Source organism: Erwinia sp. INIA01, from assembly GCF_025947915.1.
Taxonomy (GTDB): domain Bacteria; phylum Pseudomonadota; class Gammaproteobacteria; order Enterobacterales; family Enterobacteriaceae; genus Erwinia; species Erwinia coffeiphila.
Map to the genome: position 1 here is coordinate 362,156 of NZ_JAPDNC010000003.1, position 22,983 is coordinate 385,138.

At 53.4% G+C, this 22,983-nt stretch carries 21 protein-coding genes and 1 tRNA gene; 13 read left to right on the top strand and 9 right to left on the bottom strand.

From position 1 onward, the window contains the following. The first annotated feature begins 351 nt into the window (after positions 1-351). Positions 352-2,301 carry an autotransporter outer membrane beta-barrel domain-containing protein gene (locus OMR58_RS07225; protein WP_264545575.1) on the top strand — a complete coding sequence of 650 codons (1,950 nt, stop codon included), beginning with the start codon at positions 352-354 and terminating at the stop codon, positions 2,299-2,301. 69 nt (positions 2,302-2,370) lie between these two features. On the opposite strand, the gene OMR58_RS07230 is transcribed toward OMR58_RS07225, so the two are convergent. Continuing rightward, complete coding sequence (locus OMR58_RS07230; protein WP_264545576.1) at positions 2,371-3,441, bottom strand: LacI family DNA-binding transcriptional regulator; 1,071 nt, start codon at positions 3,439-3,441, stop codon at positions 2,371-2,373. A gap of 298 nt (positions 3,442-3,739) precedes the next feature. Here OMR58_RS07230 and OMR58_RS07235 point away from each other — a divergent pair, with 298 nt between their 5' ends. The 4 genes from OMR58_RS07235 to OMR58_RS07250 all read left to right on the top strand — a co-directional run bounded on the left by OMR58_RS07235 (position 3,740) and on the right by OMR58_RS07250 (position 8,644). After that, positions 3,740-5,005, top strand: a complete 1,266-nt coding sequence (locus OMR58_RS07235; protein WP_105591504.1) for an MFS transporter — start codon at positions 3,740-3,742, stop codon at positions 5,003-5,005. 346 nt (positions 5,006-5,351) lie between these two features. Beyond that, entirely contained in the window at positions 5,352-5,792 is a 441-nt protein-coding gene (locus tag OMR58_RS07240) for a MarR family winged helix-turn-helix transcriptional regulator (protein ID WP_200561153.1), read from the top strand. 256 nt (positions 5,793-6,048) lie between these two features. Next, a complete protein-coding gene (locus OMR58_RS07245) occupies positions 6,049-7,614 on the top strand; it encodes an MFS transporter (protein ID WP_264545577.1) in 1,566 nt (521 codons plus the stop codon). A gap of 1 nt (position 7,615) precedes the next feature. After that, on the top strand, positions 7,616-8,644 hold the full coding sequence (locus OMR58_RS07250) for an HlyD family secretion protein (protein WP_264545578.1): 1,029 nt from the start codon (positions 7,616-7,618) through the stop codon (positions 8,642-8,644). A gap of 84 nt (positions 8,645-8,728) precedes the next feature. On the opposite strand, the gene OMR58_RS07255 is transcribed toward OMR58_RS07250, so the two are convergent. Then, entirely contained in the window at positions 8,729-9,133 is a 405-nt protein-coding gene (locus OMR58_RS07255) for a helix-turn-helix domain-containing protein (protein ID WP_264545579.1), read from the bottom strand. Positions 9,134-9,204: 71 nt separating this feature from the next. Here OMR58_RS07255 and OMR58_RS07260 point away from each other — a divergent pair, with 71 nt between their 5' ends. Next, a complete protein-coding gene (locus OMR58_RS07260; protein ID WP_264545580.1) occupies positions 9,205-10,188 on the top strand; it encodes an aldo/keto reductase in 984 nt (327 codons plus the stop codon). A gap of 300 nt (positions 10,189-10,488) precedes the next feature. On the opposite strand, the gene OMR58_RS07265 is transcribed toward OMR58_RS07260, so the two are convergent. The 3 genes from OMR58_RS07265 to OMR58_RS07275 form a co-directional block, all read right to left on the bottom strand. Then, entirely contained in the window at positions 10,489-11,493 is a 1,005-nt protein-coding gene (locus OMR58_RS07265; RefSeq protein WP_264545581.1) for an NAD-dependent epimerase/dehydratase family protein, read from the bottom strand. A 1-nt stretch (position 11,494) separates the two neighbouring features. Beyond that, entirely contained in the window at positions 11,495-12,070 is a 576-nt protein-coding gene (locus OMR58_RS07270; RefSeq protein WP_200561165.1) for a TetR/AcrR family transcriptional regulator, read from the bottom strand. 167 nt (positions 12,071-12,237) lie between these two features. Further along, the gene (locus OMR58_RS07275; protein ID WP_264545582.1) at positions 12,238-13,158 is read right to left on the bottom strand and encodes an AraC family transcriptional regulator; all 921 of its coding nucleotides are present in this window, start codon (positions 13,156-13,158) and stop codon (positions 12,238-12,240) included. Between the two features lie 104 nt (positions 13,159-13,262). On the opposite strand from OMR58_RS07275, the gene OMR58_RS07280 reads away from it, so the two are divergent. Further along, positions 13,263-14,096: an oxidoreductase gene (locus OMR58_RS07280; protein ID WP_264545583.1), complete on the top strand. Its 834-nt coding sequence runs from the start codon at positions 13,263-13,265 to the stop codon at positions 14,094-14,096. Between the two features lie 151 nt (positions 14,097-14,247). On the opposite strand, the gene OMR58_RS07285 is transcribed toward OMR58_RS07280, so the two are convergent. After that, positions 14,248-14,323, bottom strand: a tRNA-Asn gene (locus OMR58_RS07285). A gap of 305 nt (positions 14,324-14,628) precedes the next feature. Between OMR58_RS07285 and OMR58_RS07290 the strand changes: the two genes are divergently transcribed. From OMR58_RS07290 to OMR58_RS07300, 3 genes are all read left to right on the top strand, one after another. Next, a complete protein-coding gene (locus tag OMR58_RS07290; protein WP_105591523.1) occupies positions 14,629-15,750 on the top strand; it encodes a Gfo/Idh/MocA family protein in 1,122 nt (373 codons plus the stop codon). Between the two features lie 214 nt (positions 15,751-15,964). After that, a complete protein-coding gene (gene fepB, locus OMR58_RS07295) occupies positions 15,965-17,113 on the top strand; it encodes a Fe2+-enterobactin ABC transporter substrate-binding protein (protein ID WP_234471914.1) in 1,149 nt (382 codons plus the stop codon). Positions 17,114-17,318: 205 nt separating this feature from the next. After that, positions 17,319-17,552: a hypothetical protein gene (locus OMR58_RS07300; RefSeq protein WP_264545584.1), complete on the top strand. Its 234-nt coding sequence runs from the start codon at positions 17,319-17,321 to the stop codon at positions 17,550-17,552. 86 nt (positions 17,553-17,638) lie between these two features. Here OMR58_RS07300 and entS read toward each other — a convergent pair whose 3' ends face one another. Next, positions 17,639-18,910 carry an enterobactin transporter EntS gene (gene entS / locus OMR58_RS07305; protein ID WP_200564035.1) on the bottom strand — a complete coding sequence of 424 codons (1,272 nt, stop codon included), beginning with the start codon at positions 18,908-18,910 and terminating at the stop codon, positions 17,639-17,641. A gap of 175 nt (positions 18,911-19,085) precedes the next feature. Between entS and fepD the strand changes: the two genes are divergently transcribed. From fepD to OMR58_RS07320, 3 genes are read left to right on the top strand one after another with little or no spacing between them, the layout of a single operon-like run. Then, a complete protein-coding gene (fepD, locus tag OMR58_RS07310; RefSeq protein ID WP_264545585.1) occupies positions 19,086-20,120 on the top strand; it encodes a Fe(3+)-siderophore ABC transporter permease in 1,035 nt (344 codons plus the stop codon). A 10-nt stretch (positions 20,121-20,130) separates the two neighbouring features. Further along, positions 20,131-21,168 (top strand): iron-enterobactin ABC transporter permease, encoded by a 1,038-nt coding sequence (gene fepG, locus OMR58_RS07315; protein WP_264545586.1) that lies wholly within the window; start codon positions 20,131-20,133, stop codon positions 21,166-21,168. Continuing rightward, a complete protein-coding gene (locus tag OMR58_RS07320) occupies positions 21,165-21,989 on the top strand; it encodes an ABC transporter ATP-binding protein (RefSeq protein ID WP_264545587.1) in 825 nt (274 codons plus the stop codon). The genes fepG and OMR58_RS07320 overlap by 4 nt, the downstream gene beginning before the upstream one ends. Before the next feature lie 76 nt (positions 21,990-22,065). Here the strand turns inward: OMR58_RS07320 and OMR58_RS07325 are convergent, their stop codons facing one another. Beyond that, a complete protein-coding gene (locus tag OMR58_RS07325) occupies positions 22,066-22,479 on the bottom strand; it encodes a type II toxin-antitoxin system HicB family antitoxin (RefSeq protein ID WP_200548026.1) in 414 nt (137 codons plus the stop codon). A gap of 38 nt (positions 22,480-22,517) precedes the next feature. Beyond that, on the bottom strand, positions 22,518-22,748 hold the full coding sequence (locus OMR58_RS07330; RefSeq protein WP_370569539.1) for a type II toxin-antitoxin system HicA family toxin: 231 nt from the start codon (positions 22,746-22,748) through the stop codon (positions 22,518-22,520). Positions 22,749-22,983: the final 235 nt, after the last annotated feature.

Here is a 22,983-nt window from a genome sequence, read left to right on the forward strand (position 1 = left end):
CTTAATCACCCCGGCATCTCACTGATTCATCACCGTGCAACGCTGTTCGTCAGTGGTGCATCCGGCGGATCGGAGAGGATAAATTGCAGGTTTGAGCACACTTTTCGTAAGAATATTGTAAAAATAGTAAATGAATATTCACCCACCGCTTTTTTTTACACTAACGTTACAACGTGGCTGTGCTGGACGCGGTTTGCATAGGGATTGCATAGTTATTCATTTCAATCTGTTGATTTCTCGCAAAAAAACCTCGGTCCATCCCCTTTATGCACTCCCTGGCACGATCGGTGCTTTATCTCGCTGGCTGAAATACTTGCTTTTATTAATGACAATAACTCATAGGGTAAAGGAATGTTTAAGAAACTCGCCGTGGCTTTAGCTCTCCTCTCGGCTCAACAGGCCGGTGCTGCCGTTGAATATGGCGACTACGCCAAAGAAACCCTCGATACTTTAATCCACGATTATCCCGGTCGATATCGAGACACCGATAACTTTGTCGGCGCGGCACAGTGGATGGAGGACCGCATGTCTCCGGGTTACAATGTTCTCCGCCAGGATTTTACCTGGACCGTGCGGGGCCAGACTCGCGCCTCGCAGAACGTGATTGCTTACAATAAAGGTTTGCAGGATGACTATATTGTTACCGGCGCGCACTTCGACTCCTACTACGGCAGACCGACGCTGGAAGCGCTGGACGATAACGCCTCGGGCGCGTCTCTGCTGACCGAAATTGCGCATAATCTGAGCGGCATTCAGACCGAGCGCACGCTGGTTTTTGCGGCATTCGGTGCGGAAGAGGAGGGGCTGCGCGGTTCGGCGGCGATGGTTAAAGAGCTGGAGGCCAACAACCTGACCGGCAACCTGAAAGGGATGATCAACATGGACAGTATGATCACCGGGGATATGCTTTATGCCCACGCCGGGGATAACAGCGTCAGCAACCCGGCGTTGACCAGCCTGCGCGACCAGCTGTTTCGCATTTCCGAAGAGCTGGGCGTGAAGCTGTATACCAACCCGGGGCTCGATCCGCAGTATCCGGCCGGGACCGGCTGCTGTAGCGACGGCGACAGCTTTAACATTCTCGACATTCCGGTGCTGTATCTGGAAGCGACCAACTGGGATATCGGTGATAAAGACGGCTATACCCAGACCACCAATCCGGCAGTACCGGGCGGGGCAACCTGGCACAGCCCGGCCACGGATAACGAAGAATTCCTGACCAGCGTGTTTGGTCAGGAAAGAATTACCCAGCGCCTGCACGACGTGTCGTTAATCCTCACCCGGCTGCTGCTTGAGTGGTCCAATACCGACCTGCTGTACTCCGCATCTTCCGCGGGACAGCTTGAGCGCGTGGTGGAAGAGAGCCTGCGCCGTCAGCATCAGAGCCTCAACGATCTGCACGATAGTCGCCGTCAGCTGCTCAGCCTGCAGCCTCGTGAAGCGGGCACATGGGGAGGTGCCGTCGGTATTGAAGGCCAGTCTACCCCGGCGGATGGTTTTGATACCGTGCCGCAGGGGCGTGCGCAAAATACCATGGCCTATGCCCTGGTTGACTACCAGTTCAACGATCGTGCCGTGCTGGGATCGAGCCTGAGCTATCAGCGTAATAAAGATAAACTGGAGCGTGACGGATCGGTGAAAGGGGACACCTGGCAACTGGGGGTTTATGGCCAGCTGACCTTCGATAACCCGCTGTGGCTGACCGGTGACCTGTCTGCCGGACGGGCCAGCCTCGATACCCGCCGCTCGGTGTATATCGAATCAGGCGATGGCCTGGCGCTGCTGGACCACACGCTTAACGGCCATACCAACGCCAACTTCTACGGTGGCCGGGTGAACGGCGGCTATGACTTCACCTTTGCTCAGCTGCGCACCGGGCCGTTTGCCGGACTGGACTACACGCACTATTCGGTTGAAGGTTTCAGCGACCGTGAAGATCTGCGCACCGCCGTGGACTACCAGAAGCAGGATTTCAACTCGCTGGAAGCCTCGCTGGGCTGGAAAATTTCCTCATCATTCAGCGTTACGCAGCATCAGACCTTACTGCCGTACGCGCATCTGTCCTGGGTGCGTGAACTCAGCGACGGCGTGAATGACCAGTTCAACGTTCGCGACCGGGCGGAAGGGGCTGTGCGCAGCGTGAGCATCGGAGCGCCGGACAAGAGCTTTGGCCGGGGCGGCGTGGGCGTGCAGTGGCTGATGGGCGATAACCTGTCGCTGTATACCGATGTCAGCAGCCGGTTCGCCAATTCTGACGGTGCGCAAACCCAGTACACCGTGGGCGGCGCGTTCCGCTTTTAACTGATGTCGCTGGTGTGAGGGGCTGTTTCTCTGTGGGATCGACATCGCGCGATGATCCGTTTGCGATGTTCACAGCTTCTCCACCAGCGTTTTTAACTGCGTAATCACCTTCTCTTTTTCATCGTCAGTTTCCCCGCTGTAAGGGCGGGTTGACTGGCGGATGATCAACCGCGTCGGCAGCAGCTCGCGGATCTTGATCTGCGGTGCGGCCATTAGCTGGATCAGCCTTTCCACCGCGCGTTTCCCCAACACATTGAAATCCTGAGCCACGGTGGTTAACGGCGGCTGGAAGTAGAGGCTGTCCGCCGTATCGTCATAGCCGGTGACCGAGACGGCCCGGCTGCCGGTGCGATTGAGCTGTGCCAGCGCGCTAAGCACTCCGAGCGCCATCTGATCGTTGGCCACCACCATCGCGCTGATCCGCGGATGCTGGTGCAGCAGCTCAAAGGTTTTCTGCCAGCCGCTGGCGGCGCTCCAGTCGCCAAATACCGTCACCGCGTTGGCGATCCCCAGCCGGTGCAGCGCTTCGCGCCAGCTGCTCAGGCGCATACGGGCGGAGACGGAACTTTCCGGCCCGGCCAGCAGGCCGAACTCCCGATGCCCGGCATCCCACAGGTGCTGCACGCAGGCCCCGCAGCCGTCGCGGTGATCGAAACGCACGCAGCAGACGTCGCTCTCCGGCGAGACATCCAGAAACAGGCAGGCAATATCGCTGTTTTCCGCCGCCAGCCGTTCCGCCACGCTGCTTTCCAGCGGCAGGCTGATAATCGCCCCGCGAATATGCTGAGCGCGGAACTCGTTCAGGCGGTCCTGTAGCGACGAAAAATCGGCCTGAACCGGCATCGCAATCGACACTTCCAGCTGGTGCGATCCGGCGTAGCTTTTCACCGCGGCGGCAATTTGCGACGGCGCGTGCAGCGTCAGCGAGGCGGTAATCAGCCCAATCGACGGCGCGGATTTCCCCGCCAGCAGCTGTGCGGAGCGGTTCGGGACATAGTGCAGCGCCTGCATCGCGCGGATCACTTTGTCACGCGTGCGTTCGGCCACCACCGCCGGATTATTCAGCACCCGGGAAACCGTCTGCTGGGAAACGCCGGCCTCGCGGGCGACATCTTCTAACGTTGCCAAATGGCGCTGCATGCGGCGCTCCTTATTGCGGTAAAGGTGAATGTCGTGCGCTAACATTTTATGTTTAACGAACGACAAAAAGCAGCCGTTTTCCCGGCGTTTCGTGACGGCGGGCGGGTTTCATTTTCGCCGTTATTGCGGCATTAACGAAAATATCTGATAACGAAATCATTCATGTCTGGCGGGCGACATTTTAGTTTAAAAGCGGCTGCTGACTGAGACGGGATGACAATAACGGTTAACGATGTACTTCCAATAATAATCGGTGGCAGAAGCCCCCAACCCTACAGGAATAATACGGGACATCACCATGAAACTTTCTGAACTTGCCCCACGTGAACGGCACAACTTTATCTATTTCATGCTGTTCTTTTTCTTCTACTACTTCATTATGTCGGCCTACTTCCCGTTTTTCCCCGTGTGGCTGGCGGAAGTTAACCACCTGACCAAAACCGAAACCGGGATTGTTTTCTCCTCGATTTCCCTGTTTTCCATTGTCTTCCAGCCGGTGTTCGGCCTGATTTCCGATAAGCTCGGGCTGCGCAAGCACCTGCTGTGGACCATTACGGGGCTGTTAATCCTCTTTGCGCCGTTCTTTATCTTCGTGTTCTCACCGTTGTTGCAGATGAACATCATCGCCGGTGCACTGGTGGGCGGGATCTACCTGGGGATGGTGTTCTCCAGCGGTTCCGGTGCGGTGGAGGCGTATATTGAACGCGTCAGCCGCGCCAACCGCTTTGAATACGGCAAGGTCCGCGTTTCCGGCTGCATCGGCTGGGCGCTGTGTGCCTCAATCACCGGCATTCTGTTCAGCATCGACCCGAATATTACCTTCTGGATCGCCTCCGGATTTGCGCTGATCCTCGGCGTGCTCCTGTGGGTATCCAAACCCGAGAGCAGCAACAGCGCCGAAGTCATCGACGCGCTGGGCGCCAACCGCCGTGCGTTCTCAATGCGCACCGCCGCCGAACTGCTGCGGATGCCGCGCTTCTGGGGCTTTATTGTTTACGTGGTGGGCGTGGCCAGCGTGTATGACGTGTTCGACCAGCAGTTCGCCAACTTCTTTAAAGGCTTTTTCTCCAGCCCGCAGCGCGGCACCGAAGTGTTTGGCTTTGTCACCACCGGCGGGGAGCTGCTCAATGCGATGATCATGTTCTGCGCGCCGTTTATTATTAACCGCATCGGTGCCAAAAATGCCCTGTTAATTGCCGGACTGATTATGTCCATGCGTATTCTGGGGTCGTCCTTTGCCAGCTCGGCGGTGGAAGTGGTGATCCTCAAGATGCTGCATATGTTTGAGCTGCCGTTTCTACTGGTCGGCACCTTTAAGTACATCTCCTCGGCGTTTAACCCCAAGCTTTCCGCCACTCTATTCCTGATCGGCTTTAACTTATCGAAACAGCTATCGGGCGTGGTGCTCTCAGCGTGGGTAGGGCGGATGTACGATACCGTCGGCTTCCATCAGGCGTATCTGACCCTGGGGTGTATTACGCTGAGCTTTACGGTGATTTCTATCTTCACCCTTAAAGGCAGTAAAACGCTGCTGCCGGCGACGGCGAAGAACAGCGTTGCCTGATAGTGAAGGGCTGCCATGGAGGGCGAGGTTATTGTCAATGAGGTGCTGGCACGGCTGGAGGCGATTCTTGGGTGATGTTTTGGGGGGAGAAAGCTGATACTTGCTCAGAGCGGGCTTCAGTTTGCTATGTGCCAAATGTGGGCATTGAATACCCCTCCATATTTTCATTAGAGAGAATGGTTTTAGTAAACATCATGCCATTATGGAAATGTCTTACAGAGTAACAAAATGCTTTGTCTTCATAAATTTTCCGCATGTGTAATTCATTTAGTTAAGTACTAAATTAAATTGACGCACGTTTAGACTTTCGCTATCTTAATCAAAACTTAGACCGGGTAGAGCCCTTATGACTCAGGAAACACCAACGTTCACGATGCTCGTCAGGGCTGCGTATCAGTTAAGTGCTGCGGATGCGCGTCTGCGTGGCCGTGCGACCCGGGAACTGGGCGCATTATCGATGACCCACGCGCGCATTCTGAAACTGCTGGATGAACGTGGTTCATTGTCTGTCACGGAATTAGCTGAGGGTACGGAAACCTCCAGCGGAGCAGTAACGCAGCTTTTGAAAGGCTTGGTTACTGCCGGATATGTTGAAAAACATGTTGCCGATGACGACCGTCGCCGAGTTGAGGTGACGCTAACCAGCATCGGCCAGCAGCGCAGCAGGCAACGGGAAGCGATGATACACGAGTGGTTACAGACTTCGCTTGCCAGCTATTCAGAGAAGGAACTGACAGCGGTCGTGACAATATTTACCCAATTGGGCGAACTCTATGATCGACTGTAAGCGATACATTTATCATCGTTGGCAGGTCAAAAGCGGTTTCAACACGTGATGTAAATTTTCCCCTGTTGCTGAAAGGGCACTATCTGTAGGCAAATAAAACCGCCTAAAAACATTAGTACTTAATTAATTATCCCGAAACTTGGTCAACATTACGATCAGTCCGGTATTAGTTGCCTGTCAGCTGGGTTCGGCCTGAACTCACCGCATAAATGTGGTCTGAGTTCAGAAAAATAATAAAAGAGCATTCAGTGAAAACATGATAACCAAACTTAAAATAATTCATAATAAAGAATCTTTAGCCATACAGTTTGGCCATTTTTTGTCACAGCATCCGAAATGTGAAGTTTTTCTATATATCACAGCGGCTCTGATTCTTGGCCTTAGCCAGGGATTTTCGATTAATCTTTTCGCATCTAATATTGCATCTATCCAGGGGTATGTCGGCCTTACCCAGGATGACATGTTATTGCTTAACTCAGTATTTTATATGTCTAACCTGACTGCGATAATGCTTTTATATAAATTTCGTGCATTTGTTGGCCTAAAGCTGTTTGCTGAGCTGGGCCTGGTGATGTTTTTAATCTGCTCCGTACTGCAGTTGTATAGTCATAACTCGATAATGGCCTTTATTACCCGTTTTTTGATGGGGATATCCAGTGCTCCTCTCAACACGCTTGCTGTATTTTATGTCAATGAAAAAATAAAATCTCACAGGAAGATTCTCATTGGATTAACGCTAGGTATGTTTGGAAGTCAACTGGCTGTTTCATTCTCCAGCATAGTGACTAATTGGATTATCGATGAGCGCTATTGGACCGGTGTTTTTGTTATTGATATTTTTATGGCGCTATTGAGTTTGGTGGTTATTATCTTTATACCACTAACTCAGACGGTAAAAGAGAATATGTTTGAGTGCAGAGATATAGTGAGTTATATCAGTTTATTTATTTTTACATCGTCACTGTCATTATACCTTATCAGTATTGTGGTTTATTTCGGTGATGATGGTGATTCGCTCTCGTTTCTACTTGTTATCAGTGGATTAAGTTTAGCTCTTCTTTTTGCTAATGAGCGACATCGTAAAAATCCAATTGTTGTTTTTTCATGGATCACAAAGCCGGAAATGTTTTTGTTTTTTTGTTCGCTCTTTGTCTTCAGGATCATAATGAGTGAAACAAACAGCATTGTTGTTCCACTACTGATGAATAATGGCACTGCAGGTAAAGCAGATTTTCCCTCTATTTATCTGGCTTTCAGTGCAGGGCTGGTTTTCGGTACAATAATGGCATTGCGTTTTATAAGTGAAAAGAACGTGGTGGCGTTTCAGTATATAACCTTGTGGTTATGTCTTTTTGCCCTGATTTCTGACTATCTGTCAGGTGATACCCCGGCACCGGAAGAATTCATTATGGGGCAGTTTGTTATGGGGGTTGCTTCAGCCTTATATATTTCGGGGGCAATATACTACGGATATACAAGAGCGCTAATACTGGGCAAGTCGCAGTTTATGAGCTTCCTGCTTATTTTTCTGGGGGCACAGTCAATGGGGACCCTGATATCAAATGCAGTAATCACCGCCATGCATAAAATATTTTCAGCGGAATATATTGCATTATTAGGCGATAAAATAACACCCGGTACCGTCAGGCGTTCAGAAGATTTATCGCCTCAGTTCTCTGCTGATGAAGGCATAAAGAAACTAACACAATTAGCAGATAGCTTAGCCTGGCATGACAACATGATAGTGTTGATGATGTTGTCACTTTTTTCATTGGTTACACTTTTTCTTGTACGTAGTCTATGTGTCACTTATCGAGGCTAATATGAAAACATTGGGACTAAAACCCAGCGCAATTTTTAGGGTGTCAGTATTGCTACTGGTTAGTGCAATACTATTGATTTTCTATTCTGGTGGTTGGTTATCTTTTTTAGGTGACAGGGCGACCACGGACAATGCCAGTGTGCGCGGAAATATTACTTATGTCGTACCTCAGGTACAAGGTCAGATACGGGAAGTTTATATCAAAGATTTTCAGCATGTGAAGAAAGGGGACTTATTATTTAATATTGATGATAGTGAATATAAAATCGTGCTGGCAAAAGCGGTAGCTGAACGTAAACGTATTTTATCTGAGCTAAAAAACAGTGATAACGCTATTTCCATCGCAACAGCAGATATCAAAAGTGCAGAGAATGATAAAAAGTCAGCAGAATTTGAATTTGTTAATGAAAAAAACAAATACCAACGCTATTCACCCTTGGCAGAAAAAGGGATTGTTAGCCGTGCCGATTTTGATACGATTAAAAGCGAATATAATGTAAGTAATGTTAAAGTACAGAGTGCCACTACTGCGATATTCCGTGCTGAAGCAAATCTCGATTATACCATAAAAAGTAAAGAATCCCTGAGAGCACAATTGGAAATTGCAGATAACAGCATTGCGCGTGCACAGTTGGATTTAAATTATACTAAGATCAGGGCGTTCGACGATGGCAATGTAGGTGAGGTTTATGTAAATCCCGGCGATAAAGTTGCTATTGGTGACTCACTCACCGTTTTGTCAACCGGAAGCCCCTGGATAATCGCTAACTTTAAAGAAAGTAAACTGGATCTGCTCAGAATTGGTGAGAAAGTATTTTATGAAGTTGATGCCCTTCCTGGTAAAAAATTTACGGGTACGATACAGCAAATTTCCCCCATTTCATTAGGTGAAACACGCGCCCTGAACGCCAGTAATGCTGCGGGCAATTTCATCAAAATATCACAAAAATTTGCAGTGGCAATCACTCCCGATCATTCTGCAGCTGAGAACCTCAGGCCAGGTATGTCGGTAGTGGTCAGTTTACATTAAGCTGGGAGCCGTTAATCCCGAAAAAAAGAACAGTGAGGTGATAAGAGAAATGAGTCCTCTGTCATCTCTTACCGCTGCCGGGTATCACCGTTGCTGACAAAGATACTTTTCTGCATGCGGGGCATCCTCGGGCATGCCACTCTCAACCCACTGCAATTTATCACGCAGAAATAACAATGCAGACTGAAGGTTTTTTTGCTTTTCTTCCAGTTTATCTATCTGTTGCTTTAACGCCCTAATGGTCGCTTGTGGAGAAACCGGCTGCACGTGATAACCGGCATTGATATCAACAATTTCGCGAATTGAATAGCCCAGCGACTTTTGTAGTTTAATCATCAGTGCCGTTGTGACATCCACCTGTGAAAATATCTGATAGGGTCGTGAGCCTCCTTTGCGCCCGACGTGCGGAGTGAGAAGACCTTTCGCGATATAAAAACGTATTGTATCGACAGTCATTCCGGTAGCTTTGGCAAATTCTGAAATCAGCACTGATTTCTCCTTGACTATGGGGTTAACTCCACAGTTATAACACAGCCATACCAACCACTGGAGTAATAAATATGACCAGCCCTGTAAACAAAATTCCCACCCTCAGATTGGGCAACCATGGCCGTGAAATAGGTATCCAGGGGCTCGGCTGTATGGGGATCAGTGAATTTTATGGACCCACCGACATACAAAATGTGGAGGCGGTAATTGAAACGGCTATTGAACAGGGGGTCAATATGTTTGATACCGCAGACATGTACGGTTTGGGCGAAAATGAGCGATTTCTTTCCCCCTGGGTGCGCCGCTACAGAGATAAAATGTTTATCTGCACCAAATTCGGCTATACGCGCACGCCTGAAAATCCTTACGACTGGAGTATAGATAATCGGCCGGAATATATCCGGACAGCGGTAAACCGCTCTTTGCAGAGGATGCAGATTGACTGTATTGATCTTTATTATATGCACCGGCGCGATCCCGCAGTGCCTCTGAGCGACTCAATCGGAACACTTGCTGATTTAGTCGTGGAAGGAAAAATCGGCGCAGTAGGTCTTTCTGCTGTCAATGGCGATGAGTTACGTGAAGCCAGTGCGATTCATCCCATATCGGCACTGCAGTCAGAATGGTCACTCTTCAGCCGAGACATTGAGCAGGATGTTATTCCCGTTGCTGCAGAGCTGGGTATTACGCTGGTTCCCTATGCTCCCCTGGGCCGTGGGCTGTTGACGAATAGCACTATTAACACAGTGCTTGCGGAAAATGACGCTCGCCACCATTTTCCACGCTTTACACGTGAGAATCTGGCCGCCAATGCTTTAATTGTCGCAAAGGTAAGCGCTATTGCGGAAGCGAAAAATATGAGCACGGCACAGGTCGCTCTGGCGTGGCTCTATACCAAAGCCAGAGAGATGCAGATATCAGCGATCCCCATCCCAGGGACAAGAAATAGACAACGGTTGGCAGAAAATCTGGCTGCTGCGTCAATGACCTTGTCAATTAATGAAATGGCAGAACTAAACGAACTGGCGGAACAGATTCAGGGTAGCGCAATTTAGTTTGTATTCTGCAGCCGGGTAAGAGACCCTTTTCCGGAAAGGTATGAAGACGCGTATTACCAACGGGGTTCACCCTCAGAATGAGACTTTGCAGTGATTCAGGCAAGGCACTTACTGGTTACAAATATTGAGCGAGAATCACAGGACGATCACCGCTTTTCTTTTCGAATCAGTCAGTGCTCTACATCTGTTGACGAATACTCAGGGTGCAAGGGTGTCTACCCACCAGGATCGTCAACTCAACTGGACCTGCTGTAAACGGTGACACTGCCGAATACCGCAGGTTTTATGATAAAAGATTTACCTTGTCATTAATTCCAGTCCACGTTCCAGAGATATCAGCGGTTGATAGCCGAGCTCATTCCTGGCTTTGGTGATATCCAGTGATACTTCCACTGCCGATGTGGCGAAAACCTGCATATTTAATGGGCTTTTTATTCTTCCCGCGGTTAATCGATTCAATCCGTCACCTAACTGCGCAAGTATACGGATCAGCGTACGGGGAACACTTTTGGAGGGCGCATTTATTCCTTGAGTCGCCAGTAACGCACTGACAAACTCTCTGAAATTATTAGGTGTATCGTCGGTAATAAAATAAATCTCACCATTACGTCCATACTCAGCGGCACGGCTTATTCCCTGGCATAGATTTTCAATATGAGTTGTTGAGGTTAAATAGTTTCCGTTGCTAATCCAGGCGAATTTTCCCTTATTTACTGCTTCAGTAAGCTGTGGCAAGGCAGTGGTATCCCCATTACCCCAGACAAACCTGGGCCGTACAATAGTGACACTCATAGCCTCGTTTTGATATGCGAGAGCTCTATGTTCACCTGCCGCTTTTGAACGTGAATAAGCGCCGACAGATTTTTCCGGTATATGTGATGTCTCATCAGCCATGATGAGCGGAGCACCGGTGAGCAATACTGACTCAGTACTGATATACACTGCCTTTTTTAATCCTGCTCTCTGTGCTGCTGCAAATACCTGATCGGTGCCATTCACATTGACATGCCATTGTTCTGCAGAGTGATAGGCATGTGCCGTATCCGCAGCTGCATGTATCAACAGATCACAATCCAGCATAGAAAGATGCAAGTCTGCAGCAAACATATCACCACGAACAGGAATGCCTCCCGCTTCTGACACCTTTCGGTCTGCGATATCACTTCTGGTCAGAACCCGCACTTCCGCACCGGAACGACGATAATAGCGGATCAGATTTCGCCCAACAAAGCCACTTCCACCAGTGATGAAAACACGACGATTAGCCATTAATTTCTGCAGGTCTTCCTGGCTTTTAGACATTTTAATCACCTTTAACCTTCATTGCGGGAACGTCCTGATCTGCCAGCCAGTTAAGTTCAGCGAGTATTTGCGCTCGTTCGTCAGCTGTCCATTTGTGAAAATCCAGATGGTCCAGGAATTTGAATCCTTCTAAGGCCAGATATGCCAGCATGGCGCCACGAGGGTTTGAAGATGTCGTCGTGATCCGTTCAATCACTTCAGTCTGATGTTGTTGCATTGTTTTACGAAGATCTTCATTCAGAATGAGCGCGGAACTGAGGCTAAGAGCAATAGGGCGAAACTCTTCGGGCGGTGGCGTTTTGGCTACTTCAATACGGCCTCTCAAAGCAACACTGTCATTTGTGTCTAACGTAAGTTCCATCTCATGATGCATCAAATCGTCACGTTCCATAGCGCGAGTGACTACTGCTTCAAGCAGTACCTGTTTAGTTTTGTGAACATACAGAACACTTGCTTTGCTGATTTTTGCCTGTGCAGCGACCGCATCGATTGTTAGCTTTGCCACTCCAATCTGCCCGATCACTTGCTCAGCCGCATCCAGAATACTGTCAGTACTAATCTCTTTTTTACGTCCCATGCTCACCTCATATTTAACCATCCGGATGGATATTAATTAGGGTGACTGTATTTCGCAAGTTTTATAGTCGCGAAAATCTTCACTCTTCTAAGTTGCTTTCTTCTTTTCACTCATAGCTCACATGATGGCCTTTCACTTAATATGCCACCAGATTCGGCCATGCCACCTTAATGTGATGAAACGAATACTGACGCGGGCTGCACAGGCGGAACGGCGAAGTGCTGCTGCATGCGTTTTATCTCCTCTGCCGGTGGCAGACCAAACAGACGTTTGAACTCACGATTAAACTGCGATGGGCTTTCATAGCCGACGGCGTAGCTCGCGGCAGCGGCGGTGAGCTGCTGACGCACCATCAACATCCGCGCCTGGTGCAGGCGTACCGATTTGACATACTGCATCGGCGGCATCCGGGTTATCGCTTTGAAATGGTGATGAAACGTCGGCACGCTCATTCCGGCTTCCAGCGCCAGCTGCGGCAGCGTTAACGGTTCCGCATAGGTCGCATGGATGCGCTCCAGCACTTTACCGATTTTGCCGAACTGCCCCTGCAAAGCCAGCGCGGCGCGCATTGCATTGCCCTGTGCACCCGTCAACACGCGGTAATAAAGTTCACGTACCCGCCCGGGGCCGAGGATGGGCGCCTCAAGCGGATTATTCAGGGCTTCAAGCAAATTCAGCACGGACGTTTTTACTGCGTCATCCATCGGGCTCGACATCATGCTTTGCGGCGCAGCGGGAGGATGCGGGGTGCCGTGCTGTTCAATCTGCAACATCAGTTCAGTGGCCAGCTGGAAATCCAGATGCATATAAATCGCCAGCAACGGATGTTCAGCCGAGGCGTCGGTTTCCATCACAAACGGCACAGGCACCGAAACCGCCAGGTAGTGCTGTTCATCATATAAATAGGTCTGCTGACCGAAATAGCCCCGTTTGCTACCCTGGCAGACGATCACCATACCCGGGTCATAAAGCACAGGCGTTCTGGCAAGTGGGCGATCGGCACGCAAAATTCGCACATCGGGCAACGCAGTGAGGTTGTATCCCTCCTGCGCAGCGAGTGCTTTTACCTGAGCAATCAATTCAGACATATCAGAGCCTCATAAAATCAGGCAATAAAAAGAGAACATCAGGCCTCAAAATGCGCCGGGGCAGAGAATACCATGCAATCTTCACTGTTTATGGGAGTTATGTTATGACATCGGCAAAAACGATTTTAATCACCGGCGTCAGCAGCGGCTTTGGCCGCGCGCTGGCGCAGGAAGCCCTCGCCGCAGGCCATCGCGTCATTGGTACGGTGCGTAACCACGAAGCGCTCAACGCTTTTGAGGTGCTCGATGCGCAGCGGGCTTTTGGACGCCTTCTTGATGTAACTGACTTTGAGCGAATTGATGAAGTCGTTGCGGAAATTGAGTCCACCCTCGGTCCGATTGATGTGCTGGTGAACAATGCCGGTTACGGCCATGAAGGCATCATGGAAGAATCTTCGCTCGCTGAGATGCGCCGCCAGTTTGACGTGAATGTGTTTGGTGCCGTGGCGATGATCAAAGCCGTGCTGCCGGGCATGCGTCAGCGCCGTCGCGGCCATATTATCAATATCACCTCGATGGGCAGTTTCATTACCTTGCCCGGCATCAGCTATTACTGCGGCAGCAAATTTGCCCTGGAAGGGATATCAGAAACGTTAAGCAAAGAACTTAACCCGTTCAACATCTGCGTGACCGCCGTGGCACCCGGTTCGTTTCGCACCGACTGGGCCGGGCGCTCAATGGTACGCAGCGCGCGTAGCATCCCGGACTATGATGCTTTGTTCGATCCCATCCGTCAGTCTCGTGAGGAAAAAAGCGGTAAGCAGCTCGGCGATCCCGTTAAAGCCGCACGCGCTATGCTGGCAATCATGGAGAGCCGGAACCCACCCACGCATTTATTGTTAGGCAGTGATGCACTGGGCTTAGTGCGGCAAAAGCTCGCGGCATTAGGTCAGGAAATAGACGAATGGGACAAACTAACCTGTTCAACTGATGGCTAGTCGGCCGCTGAGGCAGATAGCTCACTCGTTCATCGATGATGGTCGGCCGCATAAAGGGGCATTTCGCGCGGGCCATAATGCCGATCGCCTGACCGTTTAACGCAAAAGCAAAAAGCCCGCTTAAGTTTCCTTAAGCGGGCTTCTCTAAATATGGCTCCTCTGACTGGACTCGAACCAGTGACATACGGATTAACAGTCCGCCGTTCTACCGACTGAACTACAGAGGAATCGTTTGAACGGGGCGCATAGTATCGAGTGGGGGAGGGGATGTCAAAGGCTGATTTGATGTTTCTGGTTTAACTGCTGATTAAATCGGCAGTTGATGCGTATTTTGTGCTGTAACCCGCATTTTTTTATCTTTTGCGTACCGCTTTGCAGGTTGGATCTGCGTTGCACTGACGGTTACATCTCTTTATGCAAGCGCGATCACGTTTATTTCATTTTCATATTGAGTTGCGTATTTTTGAAATATATATTCCAGTTAATTTTTCATTTCGTTCCATTTTGCCACCCCTACACCCAAGGATTTGTCATGCAAAAAGTCAGAATCGGACTGATCGGCACCGGCTACATCGGACGCTGCCACGCTATCGCTTACTCTCAGGCTTCTACAGTCTTTAAGCTGAAAGGCGAACTGGTACGTGAGATGGTTGCCGAGGTTAACCCGGACGTAGCGCGCGCTCAGGCCGCCGCGCTGGGCTTTAACCGATCGACCGGAGACTGGCGTGAGCTGGTGGCGGACGAGAATATCGACGTGGTGGATATCTGCGCGCCAAACTTCCTGCATAAGGAAATGGCGCTGGAAGCGATTCGCCACGGAAAGCACGTTTATTCCGAAAAACCGCTGGCGCTGGATGTGGCAGATGCGGAAGAAATGGTTCGCGCAGCGGAAAAAGCCGGGGTAAAAACCCTGGTGGGCTTCAACTACATGAAAAACCCGACCAGCCAGCTGGCGAAAGAGATTATCGCTCGCGGTGAAATCGGTGAAGTCGTGCATTTCTACGGCACCCACAACGAAGACTATCTGGCTAACCCGAACACCCCGCTGGACTGGCACTGCCAGAAAGCGCTGGCCGGACTGGGCGCGCTGGGCGATCTGGCTGCGCATATCGTCAATATGGCGCACTTCCTGGTGGGCAACATCAGCGAAGTCAGCGGCGATATGATGACGGTCATCAAACAGCGTCCGGACCCGAAAGATCCGTCTACGCTGCGCGATGTGGAAAACGAAGACCAGGCCAGCGCGCTGCTGCGCTTTGCTAACGGCGCGCACGGCGTGATTGAGACCTCGCGTATTGCCTGCGGCAGCAAAATGGGCCTGACCTACGTGGTCACCGGCACCAAAGGTACCATCCGCTACACCCAGGAGCGCATGGCCGAGCTTGAGCTGTATATCCATGACGAACCGGCCGGTCGTCAGGGCTTCAAAACCATCCTGACCGGGCCTGCACACCCAGACTATGCGGCATTCTGCATCTCTGCCGGTCACGGTATCGGCTTTAACGATCAGAAAACCGTTGAAGTGCGCGACCTGATTAACGGCATCGCCGCCGATGACCGCATGTGGCCGGACTTCGCGGAAGGTCTGCAGGTGTCGAAAGTGCTGGAAGCGATTGCCGTTTCCGCTGCGGAAGGCCGCTGGATGAAAGTGTAATTCAGAGCGATTTCGCTAAGTAAAACAGGCTGCTGACGCGATCGTCACGCAGCCTTTTTTATTCCAGCCCGATAAATCCAATTCGCATGCGCTGTATCCATAAATTATGCGGATGATACCCCATGCTGATTGCCGCCCGCCTGCGGCTAAAGCGTTTAACTTCAAGGGTATTGCATGTATGATAATAAGACTCATTTACAACCAAATCCTAACCATGAAACCTCAATCTTCCGTTACCCGCCTGATGTTGGTTGCCGGTGCACTGGCGCTGGGCGTGATGCTCAGCGGCTGTGACCAAGCCTCCGACGATGCTAAGCCAGCGGCGCAGCATGATGCTGTTGCCCATCAGAACGCCGCCGAAGGTGAGCACCACGGCACCGAACATCATGACGCGGCGTACGGTGAACAGCAGCAAAATTCCGCGCCAGGTGAAACGTCTGGTTCAGATCGGCAAAACGCGGCGGTAAGTGAACCGCAAAGCTGGCCGCGCACCCTGCAAACGCCGAAAGGCGCGTTGACCCTGCAACAGGCACCGAAGCGGATTGTGTCCACCAGCGTCACCCTGACCGGTACGCTGCTGGCGATTAACGCGCCGGTGATTGGTTCCGGCGCCACCGGGCGCAACTCGACGGTGGCGGATGAGCAGGGCTTCTTTACCCAGTGGAGCGCGGTCGCGAAAGAACGCCAGCTGAAACCACTGTACGTGACCGAGCCGAATGCGGAAGCAATTGCGGCCGAGGCACCCGATCTGATTATCATCGCCGCTACCGGCGGGGATTCGGCGATCAAGCTGTACGATCAGCTGTCGACCATTGCGCCGACGCTGGTGATTGATTACGGCAATAAAAGCTGGCAGCAGCTGGCGCTTCAGCTGGGTGATATCACCGGGCGCGAGAACGATGCGAAAGCGGTGATTGATCGTTTTGAGCAGCGCGTGCAGCAGGTGAAGCAGGAGATTACTCTGCCACCGCAGCCGGTGTCAGCCCTGGTTTACTATGAAGACGGGCGCGGCGTGAATCTGTGGACGCCGGAATCGGCGCAGGGCAAGCTGCTGACCGAGCTGGGCTTCAGCCTGGCGATGCCGCCCGCTGATGTTCACGGCGGTACCAGCATGGGCAAGCGCAACGACATTATCCAACTGACCGGCGAGAATATGGCGGCGGGGCTGACGGGCAAGACGATGATTCTGTTCTCGTCCGATGATGAGACGGTACAGAAGGTGGAGGCGAATCAGTTCCTGGTGCATCTGGAGCCGGTGAGCGCGAAGCGGGTGTATTCGATGGGGCCGGATACGTTCCGTCTGGATTACTACAGCGCCAGTAATATGCTGAACAGCATTGAGCGGGATTTTAAGGCACAGTGAGTTCGCCGTGCTCACTTTGAGCTTTTCCAGTGAACGCTAAGATATCGCGCAGGCGGCGCTTCAATTCAGGCTATTGGCTTATCGGTGCAGGCCGGGTTCACGGACTCGGCGTGAATACATCCATGTAGCCTCGACGGGCGCATCCCTGCGCCCGACGGTCCGTGAACCCGGCCTGCACCGATTGCCGTTAACTTAGGTGTCGCGGGTGGCGAAAATTCTTCTTTCTGGAAAAATGCTGGTTTTCAGATTCATCTATCTTCACTTCTTCAAAATATCGGCTGTGGATCATGGCTTAGATCGCCAAATCGGCGTTGAAGGTTGGAAATCGCGCCAGATTTTAAAACAGCCATTCGAAAGCCTGAAAGGTGAACGTGGTGGGGAAGATAAGCCGGGTATCTGCGGCATGGAGGCCGCAGCTAAGCCCACAGGGATGTGTTAACGGCGACCCGGCGTTATTCCCCATTACGGTCGCCCGGTCACCGACTTCCCGCGCCGTAAAAGCAACGCCGGACTTTTGCCACCACATCACCCCGCTATTGGCTCCGACTTCTCGCAGGATTCCGCTTCATCCGGCTCGCTCAACGAACAGCGCCGCAGAGTTTTCACCGACGCCGCCAGCAACAGCGCCACGCCCGCCGCCGTTGCGCCAAACGCAAACACGCTCATCAACGGTGCCAGCACCCGGCCCAGCACGCCCAGACCCAGCGCACCGATCGAGTCTCCGCACACGTCCTGCGCCGTCCCCAGACTGTTAACCCGGCCCAGCAGCGCGTCCGGCGTATGATGCTGAATCAACATATATTGCAGCAGCGAAGCAATCGCATTGCAGTAACCGTAAACCACCAGCGCCAGCAGGGCAGGCAGCATATGACCGTACAGCCCCAGCGAGGCAATCGCGGCGAAAGCGCAGGTGGCACTCACTAGCATCACCACCCCGGGGCGCGCGCTGCGCGGCACCCAGCCGCTGGTCAGTGCGCCGATCATCGCGCCCAGCGGCACCGCCGAATACATCAAACCAATCGCCGAGGCATCCGCCTGGTAGCTCTCCGCCAGCGCAGGGAACAGCACCCGCACCGCACCGACGATGCTGATCAGCAGGCCCAGCAGCACCACGGAACCCACGACCTTCTGCCGACAGACAAACTGCACGCCGCTGACCAGCGCGCGCAGGGGATGCTCGGGCTCGCTCGGTTCCGGCTTCATCTGCGGCAGGCGAACCAGCGGGATCAGCGTCGCCAGCGTGCCGATGGCCGCCACGGCAAACGCCCAGCCCACGCCACCGGCGACGATAATCACCCCGCCAATCGCCGGGGAGAGAATCGCCCCCAGACGTACGGTGATCATGCTTAACGCCCCGGCCGCGCCGAGGTTCTCGCGGCCCACCAGCAGCGGGATCACTGCCATCAGAGCGGTCATGCCCAGCGCGCCGAAAAAGCCGTCCCACGCCGCCAGCACATACAGCGCCCACAGCGAGGGGGCCGGGCTGAAGGCATTCAGGCTCAGCGCCACGAAGCCCAGCCCGCAGGTGCCGCGTGCAAACAGAATCAGCTTACGGCGGTCCAGCCGGTCGGCCAGAATGCCGCCGAGCATTAAGCCAATAAACATGCCCACGCCGTCCAGCGCCACCGCCACGCCCACCAGCAGGGTGGAACCGGTCATTGCCTGGATCTGAATCGGTACGCCCACCGCCAGCATACCCAGCGAGAAAACGGAGAGCATACGGGCGCAGAAAATGGCGCGGAAGTGAGCGTTGTGCTTGAGCAAACTGAAATCGAGGAGAATAGATGACTTAGCCATAGTGTCCATGAGGTTCGAAATGAGCCATTACCTGATGGGCGGATGGCCTCCGTCCGGTCAGGCGCGATGGATGCCGATTTTTTTCTGGCGGGCAGCATGGTAACATAATTAGTTAATAACATTAATGATAATAATAATCATATTCATTTCTAAAATTAAGAGAGGATTGTCAGGGATGTCGCTCCACCGTTCTCAGCCCGCCACGCCGCCGCAGCCGGTGGATGCGCGCTATGCTGCCCGCCTGAGCGGTGTGGCAATCTGCCTGGCGCTACTGCTGCTGGTTTCCCTTGCCAGCCTGATGATTGGCGCACGATCGATCGCCCCCTCGGTGGTCTGGCAGAGCCTGTTTGGCCAGATGCAGGGGCCGGACAGCACGATTATCTTTAACGCCCGGCTGCCGCGTACACTTGCCGGGCTGCTGGTCGGGCTGGCGCTCGGCGGAGCTGGCGCGGTGATTCAGGCGCTGACCCGCAACCCGCTGGCCGACCCCGGCATCCTCGGCGTGAACTCCGGTGCCAGCTTTGCCATGGCCGTCGGCATTACCCTGTTCGGGGTGAACAGCATGGCGGGCTGGCTGGGCTTTGCCTGGGGCGGCGCGCTGGCGGCCAGTATTGCCGTCTGGCTGATTGGCACCCTGAGCGGTGGCCGGGTGAATCCGATCCGCCTTACGCTGGCGGGTGTGGCGCTCAGCGCGGTGCTCGGTGGCTTTACTTCCTCGCTTTCCTTGCTGAACCCGCAAACCTTCGATCAGATGCGCTTCTGGCAGGCCGGTACGCTGGACATCCGCGATCTGCATAACCTGGCGGTGGTCGCGCCCGCCATTCTCGGCGGTGCCGCGCTGGCGCTGGTGGCATCGCGTTCGCTGAACAACCTCAGTATGGGGGAAGATCTGGCGGCGGCGCTGGGCACTAAAGTGGTCGCCATTCGCCTGCTGGCGCTGCTGGCGGTGATGCTGCTCTGCGGATCGGCCACCGCGCTGGTCGGCCCGATCGGCTTTGTCGGACTGATGGTGCCGCACGTGGCCCGCTGGTGGGTGGGATCGGACCAGCGCTGGATACTGATTTACTCCTTTTTAATGGCCCCAATCCTGCTGCTGACGGCGGATATTGCGGGCAGACTGATGGTGCAGGGCGAGCTGCGGGTATCGATCGTTACCGCGCTGATTGGTGCCCCGGTGCTGATCTGGCTCGTTCGCCAGCGTAAGAATTAAGGACCGCGATATGCACTCCCGAACGCTACTGATTGGCCGCGCCAGCGGCTGGATAAACCTGCGGCTCAGCGCCCGCGTACTGTGGGTCAACGTGGCGCTGCTGTTGCTGGCCACGCTGCTGGCGCTGTTTGCGCTCTGCTACGGCACGCTGCGGATTTCCCCCAGTCAGGTGTGGCAGGCGCTGCTCGGCGACGGTCCGGCCGGATTTCAGACCGTGGTTAACCAGTGGCGCGCGCCGCGTGTGGTGATGGCGCTGGTGCTCGGTGCCGGGCTGGGCGTCAGCGGTGCCATCTTCCAGTCCGCCATCCGCAACCCGCTCGGCAGTCCGGACGTGGTCGGCTTCAACGCCGGTGCGTTCACCGGTGCGCTGATTGTTATCATTCTGCTTAACGGCAGCTACTACCAGATTGCCGGTGGCGCGCTGTTCGGAGGCATCGCCGCCGCCGCGCTGGTCTATCTGCTGGCCTGGCGGCAGGGGATTGTCGGCTTCCGGCTGATTATTGTTGGTATCGGCATTGGCGCGGTGCTGTCGGCGCTGAACAGCTGGCTGATTATCAGTGCCTCGCTGGAAAGCGCAATGAGCGCCGCCCTGTGGGGAGCCGGTTCGCTCAACGGCATTACCTGGAGCAAAGGCCAGCCAGCGCTGGTGCTGGTGCCGCTGACGATTATCGGCACGCTGCTGCTGGGCCGCCGCCTGCAACTGATGGAAATGGGCGATGACAGCGCCCGCGCGCTGGGCATCAACGCCGAATCAAGCCGTCTGTGGCTGATGCTCGGTGGCATTATTCTTACCGCCGTGGCCACCGCTACCGCCGGGCCGATTGCCTTTATCGCACTGGCGGCACCGCAGATTGCCCGCCGCATGACGGCCGCCAGCGCGATGCCGCTGTTTTCCGCCGCGACCACCGGTGCGGTGCTGCTGCTGCTGGCCGATGTTATCGCCCAGCACGCCTTTAACGGGATACAACTGCCGGTCGGTGCCGTTACCGTCAGCATCGGCGGCCTGTATCTGATCTGGCTACTTATCAGGGAATCTCGTCGCTCATGACCGATACGCTTTTATCCTCCCGCCTTGCGGCGGCCGACTTAACGCTGGCCTACGATCAAAAGGTGATTGCCAGCCAGCTCAGCGTGCAGATACCGGATCGCAAATTTACGGTAATTATCGGCCCAAACGCCTGCGGAAAGTCGACGCTGCTGCGGGCACTGTGCCGCCTGCTGAAGCCGCGCAGCGGTCAGGTGCTGCTCGACGGCAGTGATATCCATCAGATGGGCACCAAAGCCCTGGCGCGGCAGCTGGGCCTGCTGCCGCAGCATGCGATTGTGCCGGAAGGGATCAGCGTGGCCGATCTGGTGGCACGCGGGCGCTACCCGCATCAGACGCTGCTAAAACAGTGGAGCGAAGCGGACCGCCAGGCGGTGGATGCCGCCATGCAGGCGACCAACGTCAGCGAGCTGGCGCAGCGCAGCGTTGATGAGCTTTCCGGCGGTCAGCGCCAACGGGTGTGGGTGGCGATGGTGCTGGCCCAGCAAACGCCGCTATTACTGCTGGACGAACCGACCACCTGGCTGGATATCGCCCATCAGATTGAACTGCTGGATCTGTTCCGCCAGCTCAATCAGGAGCACGGCCACACCATGGTCGCGGTGCTGCACGATCTGAACCAGGCCTGCCGCTACGCCGATCATCTGATCGTGATGAAGCAGGGAGAGATTATCGCCCAGGGCGAACCTGCCGAGATTATCAGCAGCGATCTGGTGCAGCAGGTGTTCGGCATGGAAAGCGTGATTATCGACGATCCGGTGTCGCATACCCCGATGATTGTTCCCTGCGGGCGATACCATCAGGCGCAGGTGGCAGGAGAGTAGATGCGACTGCGCAGTTAAGAAGGGGAATCCCCGGCGGGTGCCGGGGAGATCGATTGCTTTTTCCTGCGGAGAGCGGTTAGCTGACTCTACGCAGCTCATTGCGTGTAGCCGCTGCAATAAACGCACTGCGGCTGCCGTACTCCGGTGTGTTCATCACTGCCCGATCGATCTGATGCAGTAAACGATGGGGCAGAGTAATGTTAATTCGCTCCGCACGGCCATCGAACTGATCCATGTTGACATTAATCACCGCCCACTGACCGCCGGTATATTCGGCTGCGTTAGCGATAATATGCTCTTGCATCGGTTTAGGAGCGGGGATTTTCAACTCATTTTCTACCAGCGCTTCGAAGTGCGCTCGAATTGCGCTTGCTGCATCCGCATAGGCTTCATCGATATCTTTGCCGGCGAAAATACAGCCGTCAACATCGGGAAACCACCCGCTTGCCGTACCGTCAGTATCAATTTCTATAAATGCCGGGTATAGCATTTTCTGTTCCCATTTATCGTTTGAAATTTTAAACCAAGTCATTCAATCCCCGCTTTTTTCAGTACCTGTCGGACGGTGCCGATTTTCAGGTCTTTATTAGGATGGGGGACAGTGACTAAGTTAGCTGAATCTGGATGTTTAAAGGTGTGATGACTGCCAGTGATCCTTACCCGTGACCATCCATGATCTTTTAACAGTTTTATCAGTTCCGAACTCTTCAAGGCGTTCCACTCGCTCACTGATTTTCTAAAAATACACACCATACACATTATTTACAACATGATTGCGTGCGTTGTGTATTGATTTACGGCTCAGCTCTCACCTTTCTGCAAAATTTCTGAAAATGGATTGTAGGAAAATGATGATTGAGTTGTTCTTTCGGCAACATACAACATCATTTAAGCGTCTGGGAATTAGGATAAGATAACTGCGTAACCTTTCGCAAAATGGAACCACAGTTCCCCGGAATCGTTGAGTTGATGCATACATAACCTACCTGGCTGA